Consider the following 13,793-nt stretch of genomic DNA (forward strand, 5'->3'; position numbering starts at 1 on the left):
GGTACATACAGCAACCGGTGGGACAGATGGACGTGTTCGAACTCGCGAGGCGCTACCACGATGAGCTGGGCATAAAGGAGCCGAGCATGGCCACGATGGCTGCTGAGCTCTTCGACGACCTGGGCCTCAAGATGGCGGAGTTCCTGAGGGAGGAGGGCTACGCGGTAGTTGGAACCAAGTTCATCGACTACGACAAGAGCCTCGTCATCGAGGTTACAAGGGGAGAAAAAAGGTTTGAAGTAACGCTCCGGAAGGGCTAATAGCGGTTCTCGTAGTCAAAGATTATCTCCTTCTTTTCACCGGGGTTAATCGTAACCTTGAACTCCACGTAGTTTGCAGTCTCGTTGATAGGTTCAACGTTTGATGTAACTACCTTTCCCCACTTGTGGTGCCTGACGATGACCGTTTTAGTCTCGTTCCCGAAGTTCTCAAGGGTGATTTTGACCTTGTAGTAGGAGTAACCATCACCGTTCCTCTGATCGAGCACGGTCGTCGTGCCTTTAAGGTCGTAGTCCCGTCCAATGCCTATCCTAAGCACATCACCCCTGGGGGTGTGCTCTATGGCCCTCTCACCCACCAGCAGGCTTCCATCATCGGTCTCCCGGTATATCTCCACTATACCCGCCGGGAGAACCTTCTCGGTCTTGAAGGATATCGACTCGTAAACCGGCCCTTCCCGACTGTAGGGCCAGCTCTCGTAGAGGTACTCCCTCTCGAAGGGAACCTCGAAGCTTATGTAAGGGTACATCATCTTGCTCGATGGGTTGAGGTCAACGACTCCAAGCTTGTAGAGGTAGAACGCCTCTATCTTCTCCGGCTGACCGACGTTAACCTGGTCGGTTCCCTTCTCCGCCATGGCGTAAAGAACCCTGGGCTGGGGAACGTTCTGGTAGAGCTGAACGTCGCCGGCCACCAGCAGGACCTTCGCATCCTTGAACTCCTGGGCGGTCGGGTTGTTGAGGACGATGTAGCCGTAGAGCCTTGCGTCATCACCGATGTAGAGCTTGTACCTGCTCTCCCAGCTCATGTTGGCGACGCGGTAGGTTATGCTCACGTTGTACTTCCCCGCTTTGTCGGCCTGTATGGCGGCATAAACGCTCGCCTGACCCTCAAGATTCCTGGCCTTGAAGTAGACAACCTCGTTGGGGTTGATCAGGTAGTAGCCGTCCCCCTCGATGGCTATCTTCCCGTTCTTGAAGCCGAGGAACTTGCCGGTAACGGTATCACCACTTCTCAGCTTTATCTCAACTTCACTCCCGATGTTGGCGCTGTAGACGTCCCCGCCCTGGCCTTTACTGAAGATGCCGAGAACCCGGACCCCCTCATCAAGGGACATTATCGTGACTTCGGCTATGTTAAGACCCGCAAGCTCCTCGAGGGGAACATCGTTTATTCCCTCTTCCAGTTCAAGCTCGAGCGTCTTCTCTACAACCCCAATCTTCGCGGAATTGTAGAGAACAACGGTGGTGTCGCTCGCCACCGCCTTTTCTCCCTGGAACGAAAAAACCGCCAGGATTACAAGTGCAATTCCACCAACTGCAGCCATCGCCTTTTTCCTCATGAGAATCACCTGTACTATATTCGGCGGCAGGGTATTTATACCCCCCTCATCGCTTCAAACCGGGCCGAAACGAAAGAAACGAAAGGTTGGCAAATGGAAACCCTTTTAACCCCCCGACCGGATTGAGAACTGTCAAGCTGATGGGGTGATTGGTATGGACAGGATTGAAAAGGCTAGGGCAATCATCGAGAAGGCCAAGGCCGAGAACAGGCCGCTCGTCGAGCCTGAGGCGAAGGAGATACTCAAGCTCTACGGTGTCCCCGTCCCGGACTTCAAGGTCGCCACCAATGAGGAAGAGGCCGTAAAGTTCGCCCGTGAAATAGGCTATCCGGTCGTCATGAAGATCGTTTCTCCGCAGATCATTCACAAGAGCGACGCCGGCGGTGTCAAGGTCAACATCAAGAGCGACGAGGAGGCGAGGGAGGCCTTCAAGAAGATAATGGAGAACGCCAGGAACTACAAGCCCGACGCCGACCTCTGGGGCGTCATCATCTACCGCATGCTCCCGCTCGGCAAGGAGGTCATCGTCGGTATGATCCGCGACCCGCAGTTCGGCCCGGCGATAATGTTCGGTCTCGGTGGAATCTTCGTCGAGATTCTCAAGGACGTCAGCTTCCGCGTTGCCCCGATAACGAAGGAGGAAGCCCTCGACATGATAAAGGAGATCAAGGCCTACCCGATTCTGGCTGGGGCACGCGGTGAGAAGCCGGTGGACATCGAAGCTCTGGCGGACATCATCGTCAAGGTTGGAGAACTTGCCCTCGAGCTTCCCGAAATTAAGGAACTCGACATCAACCCGATCTTCGCCTACGAGGACTCAGCCGTTGCCGTCGATGCCAGAATGCTTCTCTGAGGGCTTTGGCCCTTTCCCTTCTTCTGGCCTCTTTCTTTCCCCAGCACCTAGCCTTCCAGGTTTCGGGTATAACGACGGTTAGTATAACAGTGGTTATACCAATGGTCATCATACAGAGGCAAGATCCCATAATTGGCCTCTAGGGACGTTCTCCACTACGAACCTGAAGAAGTAACCGTTCTAGACGGGAGGGCCTCATGAAACCTTCGGGTGGAGGAATTACTCACCCCCCGGTTCATTGATGAAACCTCACGTTTTAATTTGTTCGTACCCATAACTGAAGGAAACTTTATAAGGCTGGGGTGCGTACCCTCCTTGATGTATATGCCCTCACGGTGGAGGAAATGGTCAGGTTCCTAATAAGACTCCACCCGGAGAATGAGCCGTTTCGCATACCTTTCAGCCACCAGCACAAGCTCCAGGGTTTGATATACCGCAGAATACAGCGCGTGAACCCCGAGCTGAGTCTCAGCCTCCACTCGCCGAAGGTTCCTAAGCTGTTCACCTACTCCCTCTTCATGGCGGAGAGGCGCGAGCTGGCCGAGGACAGGAGCTCTCTACTGGGCTACAAGCGCGGCTTTTTCTACTTCTCGACGGCGGTTCCAGAAGTGGCGGAGGCCTTCATAGGCGGCCTCCTCCAGAATCCCGAGGTCGAGCTCTGGGGCGAGCGCTTCGTCGTGGGAGAAGTGAAGGCCATCGCGGAGCCGGAAAAGCTCAGCGGGAGGAAGTTCGTGACCCTCTCGCCGGTGGCAGTGACCACAAGGCGGATCCAGTTCGGAAAGCCGAGGAGCTACGATTTAAGCCCGGCCGAACCGGAGTTCTACGAGCTGATACAGGAGAACCTCAGGGAGAAGTACCTCCACATCTATGGCTCGAGACCGCCCGAGGACTTCGAGATGAAGGTCCTAAACGCCAAGCCCAAGCGCTTCGAGGTCAAGCCCGGCATCTTCCAAGTGGCGTGGCACCTCGTGTTCCGCGCGAAGGGCGACGAGGGCCTGCTGAAGGCAGGTTATCTGGCCGGCTTCGGGGAGAAGAACTCAATAGGGTTTGGAATGGTGAAGGCTGATGGGCGGAAGATGAAAAGAAACCCAAAGGGAGGTGTGAAGGATCGGGAAGGGAAATCCTCCTGAAGGACCCCACGGGGAGGGGCAAAGGGGGGCACCACCCTTTGACTGGACCGGGCACCCCTTCGTCGATGCAGGTCTCACAGCGCTGCTGCTACTGAGAAAGAAGCGTTCGCCCGAGGAGCTAACCATGGAAGACATCGAGAAGGCGATAGACTTTGCCTCGAAGCTCTACGCGCGTAAGGAGTGGAGTTCGGGCTACATTCACGCGATGATGCTCCCTAACAGCGGAATCCTCATGGCCAACCCGAGCATGGCCAGGAAGAGAACGCCCGAAGCTATAGCCAAGAACCTGAAGGCCCTCCTCAATGAGCAGGAAGATGAAAGCGCACCGATCTGCGAAATCTGTGGAAGGAGACACTCGCGCCCAAGGCCGGTTTACCGCTCGGACTTTCCCCTCGTTGGAACCGGTGGCGTTCCAAACTACTTCCCCTCGGCGAAGGACGGAGCCAACGTCTGCTCCCACTGCCTTTTCCTCGTTCAGTTCTTGCCCCTCGTAGCCTACAAAGTCGGGGGAAGGGTTCTCGTGATGCACACTTACCCCCACGAGCTTATGCTCGAACTCCACGGCGAGGCCATAAACGACGTCAGGAAGAGCTTCCTCGCCTCGAACGCAAGGGATTTTAAGAGACCGGAGAACTTTCTCTTCCACCTCCTCGGGGAGCTGACGAGGAAGACGGAGCGCGACGATCTCTGGGGCAGAGCCTCGATAACGCTCTACCACTTCGTGAACAACAACCAGGGGCAGGACCTTCAGATAATCCACGTTCCAACGCCCGTGTTGCGCTTTGTTGCCCACGCAGCCCGCTACGACAGGGCAGGCTGGAGAAGAATCGTCTCGATGGGCTGGCGTAAACGGCCGAGCGAGGAGGAGTTTGAAAAGTACGAGCGGAGCTACGCCAACGAGGTTTACGCCAGACTCTTGGCCGAGGAGAGCATCTTGCCCTACTTCATCGACATAAAAAACCGCCGTGCGAACGCGAAATGGTCGCTTTTGGCTTTCTACTGCTCGGAGGTGTTGGGTTTGGATAAGGAGGCTTTGGAGTTTATTAAGGACGTCGGGGATAGGATTGTCGAAACGCTGGAGAAGCTCCCGGACAACCAGCTTTCGAAGCGCGTCAGGGAGCTGGAGAGGGCGGAGAGGCTCTACCAGTTCGAGGCCTTCTTCGTGAACCTCGAAAAGCTCCGCCAGAGGCTCGGGATAGAGAAGCCGCTCATGACGTTCGACGAGTTCGCGACGGTTCTCACCTCCTACGGGGAAGACCTGAACGTCTCGTGGAGGACGGTAAAGCACCTGCTCCTCTTCAGGGTCTATGAGAGGCTCCACGACAGGCTGATGAAGGCCTCGGAGGAGGCCGGGGAAGAGGTTGAGGAGAACGAAGAAGTTGAGATCTTTGGAATGGGGGTGGAAGAATGAGGTTTGCGACCGGAATGGTATTGATCGACGCGCCGCACTCCGCTTTGAACATGCTCGGAATCGACGAGAGCCTCGCCGACAGGAACGTGACGAGGGTTAAGACCTTCAGGAGGGGTGGAAAGCGCTACCCCTACGTCTCACCGCAGGCCTGGCGCTACTGGTGGAGGTTCACGCTGAAGGAGCACTTCAACTGGGAGCTTTCCCCGCTCTATCGCGAGCAGAAGCAGGTCTTTACCGCAGCGAACCCCCTCAAGTACCCCGATGACGACGTCTTCGGCTACATGAGGGCCTTCAAGAAGGGCGGCGTGAACGTGACCGTTACGCGGGTCTCGCCCCTTAAGAACACACCGCTGATTTCTGTACTCCCCGACAGGAGCTCCATAACCGTCGATGAGGGCTACGCCTCAAGGCACGAGGGAGACCCCGTTCCCTACAGCCAGGAGTTCTACTCGACGGTTTTCAAGGGTGCGTTCTCCCTTGACCTCGACTCAGTCGGCAGGTTCACGATAGTCAGCAAGGCAGGCTTCAAGAACCTGCTCACCTGGGGCGACGTTCCAAGGGACAAGAAGGGCAACCCGAAGAAGGGCACAGAGGACGTCGTTAATGAAATCAGGGAAATGGAGCGCATAGCGGAGGAACTCGGCGTTCAGAGAACCGAAAAAGAGTGGCTCATGCCCCCCGAGATCAGGAAGACGCGCGCCACCGAGGCCATCAAAGCCCTCCGCCTCCTGACCGGCGGGGCCAAGCAGAGCCAGTACCACACCGACGTGACCCCGAAGTTCGTCCTGCTCCTCAACGTAGATGCCGGCATAAACCCCTTCATAAGCGACCTCGTCTTCGAGGAGAAGGGTGAGATCCGCTTCGACGCCGAGGCCCTTGCAAAGAGGCTCAAGGACCTCAAGGAGGTAATACCCGAGGGCACAAAGCTCTACATCGGCTACGATGCCGGCTTCGTCCGCTCCCTTGGCTGGGACGTCAATGAAATGGCCAAGGCGGTGAAAGAAGCAGGCGTCGAGGTCTTCACGGGTACCGTTGGTGAAGCGGTAGACGAGTTCGCCAGGGAAATCGAGGCCTACTACGGGTGAGCCCATGATAAGGGTCAAGCTGAGGGCGTGGACTGCCTCGTTCCGCTATCCCACCTTCCAGTCAGGCTACCAGCCGACGCTGCCCGTTCCACCGCCCTCAACGATTCAGGGAATCCTCTCGGCGGCGAAGGGCGAGCCTGTCTATCTAACCGAGCTTCCATACGTCGGCTACGTCTTCAGGAGCGAAGGTAAAGGGCTTGACCTCGAAAAGATCTACGCCCTTGGAAAGGTCGAGACGGACATAATGAGGCGCGAGTTCCTCTACAACGCCGAGCTTTACCTTTATCTCCCCGATGAATGGGAAGAGCACTTCAGGAGGCCCAGATACCAGCTCCTCCTTGGACGTTCGAGCGACGTGGCGACGGTTGAGGAGATAAAGGAGGTCGAGCTTGAGGAGACCGAAGCTCCCGTCGGCGGGACGGTCCTTCCCCTGGAGCTTGGAGTCCCCGGCGTCGTTCACGCCCTCGTCGTCGAGTACGACTACTCCGTAACGCCGAGGAAGGCGAGACTCGTCAGGCCCTTCGTCGTCCTGCCGTTTCCAAAGGGCAAAGCGTCGAAACTGAAGCTCCCCTACGATGAGGAACTCGGTGTCGGAGTCTACCTCCACAGGTGGCACGAATGAGACCCTGCTACGCCAAGTTCCTCCCGCACGATTTCCTTGAGTGCCACACCAACGACGCCATAAACGTGCTGAAGAGCATGAAAACCGCGTTCAAATGGCTTGAGGAGCCCTTCCCGCGCGTCTGGGAACTTTCTTTTTATTCCGTTCTCCTCCACGACCTCGGCAAGTGCGCGAGCGGTTTTCAGAGGAATCCAAGGGAATGGGGCTACCGACACGAGGTTCTCTCGGCACCTTTCGCCTCTTTCCTCGATCTTCCCGAGGACGAGAGAAACCTCATTGCACTCGCAATCCTCACCCACCATCGAACCCTCGACGAGCTTGAGGAGATACTGCCCAGCGGGGAACACCGCGGGGGGTTCGAGGATAAAGTTGAGGAACTCTTTCAGAACAGGGACTACATCGAGGGGATTTTCTTCGAGCGAGTTCCCTACTGGGAGCTGTATTTCTTTGGAAGAAGGCTAGAGCTTTTTAATCCGCCCAAAGACTGGTCGGAGCGCGTCCGGGGCTACGATTTCGACGCTCTTATTAGCTGGTACGAGCGGAACGTGGAGAGATACAGGGAGGAACTGGTCTATCTGAGGGGTCTTCTCAACGCCTCTGATCATCTCGCATCTGCGGGAGAGCTTGAGGTACGTCTTCTGCCTGACATCAGAACGGCGGTTGAGCTTCGGATTCCGGAGGAGCGCTGGAGGCCCCTGCAGAGGGCGGCATGGAACACCGAAGGAAACCTCCTCCTGAGGGCCCCCACGGGCTACGGCAAGACCGAGGCTTCCCTCCTGTGGGCCGACAGGAACGCCCAAAGAACGAGGAAGGGCCTGTCGAGCAGGATATTCTACGTGCTCCCCTACAAGGCCAGCATTAACGCGATGCACTCGAGGTTACTCGGTCTTTTCAAGGACCCCGCGCTCGTCGGCGTTCTCCACAGCTCCTCGGGCTTCTACCTCTACTCTTCGGAGCTGGAATACAGGCGCCTGTCTTCCCTCTACAGGAAGATTTACACGCCCCTCAAGGTCACGACGCCTTTCCAGCTCATGAAACCCTTCTTCGGCGTCGGCTTCTTCGAGATGGGTCTCACCGAGCTGACAGGCTCGCTCCTGATCTTCGATGAAATCCACGCCTACGAGCCCAACGTCCTCGGCATAATCCTGGCGATCCTCGAGCTACTGAAGGGGAGACGGACAAAGGCAATGGTCATGACCGCGACCCTGCCGGAGTTCCTTGAGAGGCTAATCGAGGAAACGATAAAACCAAGGAAGCTTCAGGCTCCGCCGGAGGAGGCGGACCGTTTCACGAGGCACAGGATAAACGTCGTCGACGGCTCGATGGAGAGCATAGAGGAGCTAATCGAGGAACTCAAACCCGAGGACGGACCGGCCTTGGTGGCATGCAACACGGTATCAAGGGCTGTGGAGGTTTACTCACGCCTCAGGGACGATTACAGCGCGATGCTCCTCCACAGTCGCTTCACGTACGGTGACAGGGAGGAGAAGGAGAAAAAGCTCCTGTCGAACCTCAACGACTTCGACGTGGTCGTTGCCACCCAGGTGGTGGAGGTCTCGATCGACGTGAGCTTTTCCACGATTATCACCGAACCGGCACCGTTAGATGCCCTGATCCAGCGCTTCGGTAGGGTAAACAGGAGGGGTTTTGGGAACCCGAGGAACGTTTACGTCCTAACCGAGGGCGGGGAGGGGGATAAACGCATCTACCCACCCGAAGTCGTCAGGAGGAGCCTGGGGCTGCTGAAGGAGCTTGACGGGAAGCCCCTGCCCGAGTCAAAGGTTCCGGAGCTTGTGACGCTGGCTTACGAACCGCTCGCGGACAGGCTCAGGGGGGAGGTTTTGGAGTACAAGGCCCAGGCGCTCGAACTCTTTGAGGCCCTGATGCCCCTGAGGAGTGGCGAAAACGAGCGCAGGTTCTACGAGATGTTCAGGGGGCTGGAGGCGATACCCGGCGCTTACCAGGACGCTGTTCTGGAGCTGCTCACCAGGAAACGTTACATGGAAGTTCACCGCTACCTCGTCCCGATTCCCCTGTGGCTCTTCATGAGCGAAAGCGACGCCTTCCACAGGCTCAGCTCAACGGGGCCCGGAAAACACATCATCGTCGCGGAGCTTGAGTACAATCAAGAACTCGGCCTTCTGAGAGAACCTTCGGGCGGTGAGGTGCTGTGAATTACACCCCGAACTATAACAGTTCGAACCATAAAATTCGTTATACCAATGAGTATAACCCGGCCACCTATCCCCTCGACGAACTCCTCATCACCGGCACAGAGATAAACTACCTCTTCATCTGCCCCACCAAGCTCTGGTACTTCGCTAAGGGCATCACGATGGAACAGGAAAGCGAGTGGGTCGATTTGGGAAGATTCCTCCACGAGCAACGCTACGCCAACGAGGAGAAGGAAGTTCAGGTCGGGAGAATAAAGATCGACTTTATTCGCAGGGGCGACGTCATAGAGATACACGAGGTTAAACTCGGCAGAAGCATGGAGAAGGCTCACGAGATGCAGGCGCTCTACTATCTCTATTACCTCAAGAGGCTCGGCATCAAGGCAAAGGCCGTTCTCCACTACCCGAAGCTCAACGAGACGAAGGAAGTAACTCTCGACGGCAGAGAGAATGAAATCAAAGCGGCGATAGAAGACGTCGAAAGGATTAAATCCCTCCCAGTCCCGCCGAAGCCCGTTAAATCAAAGAAGTGCCTCAAATGCGCCTACTACGAACTCTGCTGGATTTGAGGTGGTCGCATGAGGAAGCGCTCCATAACCCTGCTCTCGGACGGGACGCTCTTCAGGCGGGAGAACACCCTCTACTTCGAGAACGAGCGCGGTAGGAAGCCGCTCGCGGTCGAGGGAATCTACGACATCTACGTCTACGGCCACGTGAGCATAACCTCCCAGGCACTTCACTTTCTGGCTCAGAAAGGCATAGCCGTGCACTTCTTCAACCACTACGGCTACTATGACGGAAGCTTTTATCCGAGGGAGAGCCTGAACTCCGGCGATTTGGTCATCAGGCAGGCCGAGCACTACCTCGACCGGGAGAGAAGACTGGAGCTGGCGAAGCTCTTCGTCAGGGGGAGCGCGCTCAACATGGAGCGGAACCTGAGGCGCTGGAAGGTCGCCGATGGATTCTCGGAACTGTTGGAGGAACTCTTCGAAGAGCTTGAAGATGCTTGCAAAATCACCGAGGTCATGAACGTCGAGGCGCGGATACGGGGAGAGTACTACGCCCGCTGGGACGGGCACCTGCCAGATAGATTCAAGATAGTGAAGAGAACGCGCAGACCACCCGAGAACGAGATGAACGCCCTGATAAGCTTCCTGAATTCGAGGCTCTACGCAACGATAGTTTCCGAGCTATACAACACCCAGCTGGTCCCAACCGTCAGCTATCTCCACGAGCCGGGAGAGAGGCGCTTTTCTTTGGCGCTCGACCTGAGCGAGATTTTCAAGCCTGCCATAGTTGACAGGCTCGCGACGAGGCTAGCGACGAAGAGAATGCTCTCGAAGGGGCACTTTCGGGAGGAACTCAACGGCGTCCTGCTGACGAAGGAGGGCATGAAGAAGGTCCTAAGCGAGTACGAGAAGGAACTCGCGAAAAGCGTCAAACACCCTGCCCTCGGCAGGAACGTAACGAAAAAGCGGCTTATTCGACTCGAGGCATACAAGCTCATCAAGCACCTCGTTGGCATTAGGGGATATGAACCGCTGGTGGCGTGGTTCTGAGGTGATGCCCATGGGTGAAGTGGAGGAGTTTGCCAGGAGACTCGAGAACTATTTGAGGCACGGGAATCCTCGGGGACCAAAGAAAAGCATACCCATAACACAGCTATCCTTTTGCCCTCTTAAGCTTGCGTTGAGCCTGCGCTTTGACGTTCGTTATTTTGGAACCAAGAACGACGGCCAGATTCTGGGAACGGTGTTACACGCTGGTCTATTGAACACGATAGTTGATTCTTGGGACTACCTGAGGGGCAATCTAACGGAGAAACCGCTCGTTGAAGTCCCTCTCCAATACGAACTTGAGAACGGGTGGGTTCTGAGTGGACGGGCCGATCTGGTCGTCGGAAAGCATGTCTTCGAGTTCAAGTTCCTGCACGAGTACCCATATGAAGCGATACCGGAGAGCATTGAGGAGATAGACGAAATACCAGACGACAGCGTGGTGAAGGCATACGTTGAACAGCTGAATGCGTACCTCCACGTGCTCCCCGACGTTGAAGTTGGGCACCTCTGGATATTCAACAGGAATAGTCTCGTGCCTTGGAAAAAGATACTGGTTGAAAAAAATGGTGACATGTTTGATGAACTACTAAAGCGCGCAAGAAGGGTTGTAAAGCTCGTTGAGGATCTTGAGAACGGAAACGTGCCAGATAGTTTTGAACCAAGGTTCGGCTGGGAGTGCAGGAACTGCATCTACCGACCGATATGTCCAAGGAGTTAGATGATGTCCTCCATCGGGTTCTTCTCCGTGCCGAGGACATCGCGGAGGGGCTGAGAGCGGAGGCGGTAGATTACAACTGAGTCCTCACCCTCGTCTATTATCCCCTTCAGCCCGGCCTTAATCCTCTCGTACTCCGCCTTCGTAACCTCGCCCTCGAAGACGCTGTTCTGAACCCAGTGAAGGTGCTGGCGGAGGAACTTCTTTACGCCATTGACGCGCCTCACGTTCACGTCGTAGACCACGATGATGTACATGGCACCACCTTTTTGAATTTGAGGTCTCTGAATTTAACTTTTGTGGCGTATCACGCCTGGAACGCCTTATTCTTTGAAACGGGTCGTTGAAGGGACCAGAACCTCAAATAAGCCCTCCCCCATGCTCTGGAAATCGATTTTTAGGCTTTTTAATTTGTAACTTTTTGTTTCATATATTTCACGATCGCGTAACGAAATATTTTCGAAAAGTAAAACCGAGCCATGATTGGGCCTGGATATGCCACTTCCTTGAGGAGATACGTCCCTTTCCCATTCTGGCATTAGGTGCAGTCTGTTCGCGAATTTACAGCCCGTTTAACCCTTTGCATTACCCTGCAGTGTCCATCGGCCCCGTGGGAAGCTCCTTTCAGGAGCATTCTTTATGTGGGTTAAAGCACTGAAAAGTCTCGGATTCGAAGCCTGATGGGACCCTTTTTCCATCGGTTTTCAGAAAGACTTAAATATTCGAAGCCTCTCAATACTCCAATGGGCAAACGGGCAAATTTTCCGCCCTGTTGCAATAAGACTCTAGGAGAATTGAAACGTTACCAACGCCGCCGGCGAGGTCGTCGCCGTGGGTTGCAATAAGACTCTAGGAGAATTGAAACAGGAGGAGGCCTGGCGGAGGGTCGAGAGAATCCACATGGGTTGCAATAAGACTCTAGGAGAATTGAAACACACACGAAGTTATTGCAATTTTGGCGTTATTGGTGGGGGTTGCAATAAGACTCTAGGAGAATTGAAACTTGGCTGAGCGTCGGTAACTTGTTGCGCTTGCAATAGTGTTGCAATAAGACTCTAGGAGAATTGAAACATACTTGCCACCGCTGTAATACAGAACCTCGCCCGTGGTTGCAATAAGACTCTAGGAGAATTGAAACCACGAGGCGACAACTACTCGAATATAAAAGACAACTGTTGCAATAAGACTCTAGGAGAATTGAAACGGGGTCGAGTGATGAGCACGACGGCCAGAATGCTTGGTTGCAATAAGACTCTAGGAGAATTGAAACGTATAAGTAGCCGTCTCAATCCCTCGACTGCCCACCTGGTTGCAATAAGACTCTAGGAGAATTGAAACGTAGTAGCGTTATAGTCTATGCTGAGGCTGCTAACAGGTTGCAATAAGACTCTAGGAGAATTGAAACCTCTTCTTTATCGTGCCTATAATCGCTGGTAGCGTGTGTTGCAATAAGACTCTAGGAGAATTGAAACCTGTGCTTCTTGTAGATGGCCTCAAGGACTTCGTTGAAGTTGCAATAAGACTCTAGGAGAATTGAAACTCATTTCTGAGGGCGACATAAAGGCCTATAACTACACGTTGCAATAAGACTCTAGGAGAATTGAAACGGCCGTCCCGGTGAGCGTTGCCGCTGAGACGGATAAAGTTGCAATAAGACTCTAGGAGAATTGAAACGCACTTCCGCGTCAATCCACCTCGGGTCGCCTGTCGTGGTTGCAATAAGACTCTAGGAGAATTGAAACAAGCTTAAACGGGGGTATCTCGTAAAAATCGCCGCCTGTTGCAATAAGACTCTAGGAGAATTGAAACATCGACGAAAATTTAATAATCGGGCTGGTGGGTGGTTGAGTTGCAATAAGACTCTAGGAGAATTGAAACAGTAACCTTATCAGGTCCTTAGCCCTTCCCTCCGCTGTTGCAATAAGACTCTAGGAGAATTGAAACCAAGCTTTACATATGCCTCATTCCCCCGCCAGTATAAAGTTGCAATAAGACTCTAGGAGAATTGAAACTGTTGTACGTGAACATACCCTCTTCCATGGCATCAAGGTTGCAATAAGACTCTAGGAGAATTGAAACGTGAGCATTTTCATATTTTTGCCCTTTGTTATACAAAGTTGCAATAAGACTCTAGGAGAATTGAAACGCACGCTCAGCGGCGGCTACATTGCAATCGACAGCAGTTGCAATAAGACTCTAGGAGAATTGAAACATGCCAACGTCAGCATGGAGGACGTTCTCAAGGCGAGTTGCAATAAGACTCTAGGAGAATTGAAACAGGAAGAGTTACATCATACTGGTGGACCCGGAGGTCGTTGCAATAAGACTCTAGGAGAATTGAAACGCGATCGGGTTTTCAGTCTTAATCCACACCACTAGGGCGTTGCAATAAGACTCTAGGAGAATTGAAACCTGAGTAATTTTAGGCTCGTTGAGGACCTCGGCGTCGTGTTGCAATAAGACTCTAGGAGAATTGAAACTCGTCGAGCGTTACGGGGTCCCGCTTCATGCTCGCGGGTTGCAATAAGACTCTAGGAGAATTGAAACAGACTGCATCAAGGAAGGCTGCGACAGTGACGTTTTTGTTGCAATAAGACTCTAGGAGAATTGAAACGTCATTGCGAGCATTGCGATGCTACCGATGACGAGGAGTTGCAATAAGACTCTAGGAGAATTGAAACGG

The 13,793-nt window shown here is 54.2% G+C and carries 12 protein-coding genes and 1 CRISPR repeat array (1 of these 13 running past the window's edge); of the genes, 10 read left to right on the forward strand and 2 right to left on the reverse strand.

The features are described 5' to 3' along the window. The first annotated feature begins 26 nt into the window (after window positions 1–26). Entirely contained in the window at window positions 27–260 is a 234-nt protein-coding gene (locus tag CL1_RS01890) for a hypothetical protein (protein ID WP_014788224.1), read from the forward strand. Here CL1_RS01890 and CL1_RS01895 read toward each other — a convergent pair. Further along, complete coding sequence (locus CL1_RS01895; protein ID WP_014788225.1) at window positions 257–1,561, reverse strand: DUF4139 domain-containing protein; 1,305 nt, start codon at window positions 1,559–1,561, stop codon at window positions 257–259. The two genes, CL1_RS01890 and CL1_RS01895, sit on opposite strands and share 4 nt — an antisense overlap. A gap of 154 nt (window positions 1,562–1,715) precedes the next feature. On the opposite strand from CL1_RS01895, the gene CL1_RS01900 reads away from it, so the two are divergent. From CL1_RS01900 to CL1_RS01940, 9 genes are all read left to right on the forward strand, one after another. Beyond that, window positions 1,716–2,414 carry an acetate--CoA ligase family protein gene (locus CL1_RS01900; protein WP_014788226.1) on the forward strand — a complete coding sequence of 233 codons (699 nt, stop codon included), beginning with the start codon at window positions 1,716–1,718 and terminating at the stop codon, window positions 2,412–2,414. A 344-nt stretch (window positions 2,415–2,758) separates the two neighbouring features. Next, window positions 2,759–3,544, forward strand: a complete 786-nt coding sequence (gene cas6, locus CL1_RS01905) for a CRISPR-associated endoribonuclease Cas6 (RefSeq protein ID WP_014788227.1) — start codon at window positions 2,759–2,761, stop codon at window positions 3,542–3,544. 124 nt (window positions 3,545–3,668) lie between these two features. Beyond that, window positions 3,669–4,955: a type I-B CRISPR-associated protein Cas8b1/Cst1 gene (cas8a1, locus tag CL1_RS01910; RefSeq protein ID WP_014788228.1), complete on the forward strand. Its 1,287-nt coding sequence runs from the start codon at window positions 3,669–3,671 to the stop codon at window positions 4,953–4,955. Continuing rightward, window positions 4,952–6,040: a type I-B CRISPR-associated protein Cas7/Cst2/DevR gene (gene cas7i / locus CL1_RS01915; RefSeq protein ID WP_014788229.1), complete on the forward strand. Its 1,089-nt coding sequence runs from the start codon at window positions 4,952–4,954 to the stop codon at window positions 6,038–6,040. Before cas8a1 ends, cas7i begins: the two co-directional genes overlap by 4 nt. Before the next feature lie 4 nt (window positions 6,041–6,044). Next, complete coding sequence (gene cas5b / locus CL1_RS01920; RefSeq protein ID WP_014788230.1) at window positions 6,045–6,662, forward strand: type I-B CRISPR-associated protein Cas5b; 618 nt, start codon at window positions 6,045–6,047, stop codon at window positions 6,660–6,662. Continuing rightward, window positions 6,659–8,836 (forward strand): CRISPR-associated helicase/endonuclease Cas3, encoded by a 2,178-nt coding sequence (locus CL1_RS01925; RefSeq protein WP_014788231.1) that lies wholly within the window; start codon window positions 6,659–6,661, stop codon window positions 8,834–8,836. Before cas5b ends, CL1_RS01925 begins: the two co-directional genes overlap by 4 nt. Next, window positions 8,833–9,405 carry a CRISPR-associated protein Cas4 gene (cas4, locus tag CL1_RS01930; RefSeq protein WP_014788232.1) on the forward strand — a complete coding sequence of 191 codons (573 nt, stop codon included), beginning with the start codon at window positions 8,833–8,835 and terminating at the stop codon, window positions 9,403–9,405. Before CL1_RS01925 ends, cas4 begins: the two co-directional genes overlap by 4 nt. 9 nt (window positions 9,406–9,414) lie before the next feature. After that, a complete protein-coding gene (gene cas1b / locus CL1_RS01935; protein ID WP_014788233.1) occupies window positions 9,415–10,395 on the forward strand; it encodes a type I-B CRISPR-associated endonuclease Cas1b in 981 nt (326 codons plus the stop codon). A gap of 10 nt (window positions 10,396–10,405) precedes the next feature. Beyond that, window positions 10,406–11,113 carry a PD-(D/E)XK nuclease family protein gene (locus CL1_RS01940; protein WP_014788234.1) on the forward strand — a complete coding sequence of 236 codons (708 nt, stop codon included), beginning with the start codon at window positions 10,406–10,408 and terminating at the stop codon, window positions 11,111–11,113. Here the strand turns inward: CL1_RS01940 and cas2 are convergent. Further along, complete coding sequence (gene cas2 / locus CL1_RS01945) at window positions 11,110–11,367, reverse strand: CRISPR-associated endonuclease Cas2 (protein WP_014788235.1); 258 nt, start codon at window positions 11,365–11,367, stop codon at window positions 11,110–11,112. The genes CL1_RS01940 and cas2 overlap by 4 nt on opposite strands. 514 nt (window positions 11,368–11,881) lie before the next feature. Then, window positions 11,882–13,793: a CRISPR direct-repeat array (repeat unit 30 nt; unit sequence GTTGCAATAAGACTCTAGGAGAATTGAAAC); it runs 671 nt beyond the window's last position.

The organism is Thermococcus cleftensis (genome assembly GCF_000265525.1).
Lineage (GTDB): Archaea > Methanobacteriota_B > Thermococci > Thermococcales > Thermococcaceae > Thermococcus > Thermococcus cleftensis.

What these genes read in the sequence shown, in the direction of transcription:
- CL1_RS01890 (WP_014788224.1), top strand. Translation starts at nt 27, where the DNA reads ATGGACGTGTTCGAACTCGCGAGGCGCTACCACGATGAGCTGGGCATA.
- CL1_RS01895 (WP_014788225.1), bottom strand. Translation starts at nt 1,561, where the DNA reads ATGAGGAAAAAGGCGATGGCTGCAGTTGGTGGAATTGCACTTGTAATC.
- CL1_RS01900 (WP_014788226.1), top strand. Translation starts at nt 1,716, where the DNA reads ATGGACAGGATTGAAAAGGCTAGGGCAATCATCGAGAAGGCCAAGGCC.
- cas6 (WP_014788227.1), top strand. Translation starts at nt 2,759, where the DNA reads ATGGTCAGGTTCCTAATAAGACTCCACCCGGAGAATGAGCCGTTTCGC.
- cas8a1 (WP_014788228.1), top strand. Translation starts at nt 3,669, where the DNA reads ATGGAAGACATCGAGAAGGCGATAGACTTTGCCTCGAAGCTCTACGCG.
- cas7i (WP_014788229.1), top strand. Translation starts at nt 4,952, where the DNA reads ATGAGGTTTGCGACCGGAATGGTATTGATCGACGCGCCGCACTCCGCT.
- cas5b (WP_014788230.1), top strand. Translation starts at nt 6,045, where the DNA reads ATGATAAGGGTCAAGCTGAGGGCGTGGACTGCCTCGTTCCGCTATCCC.
- CL1_RS01925 (WP_014788231.1), top strand. Translation starts at nt 6,659, where the DNA reads ATGAGACCCTGCTACGCCAAGTTCCTCCCGCACGATTTCCTTGAGTGC.
- cas1b (WP_014788233.1), top strand. Translation starts at nt 9,415, where the DNA reads ATGAGGAAGCGCTCCATAACCCTGCTCTCGGACGGGACGCTCTTCAGG.
- CL1_RS01940 (WP_014788234.1), top strand. Translation starts at nt 10,406, where the DNA reads ATGGGTGAAGTGGAGGAGTTTGCCAGGAGACTCGAGAACTATTTGAGG.
- cas2 (WP_014788235.1), bottom strand. Translation starts at nt 11,367, where the DNA reads ATGTACATCATCGTGGTCTACGACGTGAACGTGAGGCGCGTCAATGGC.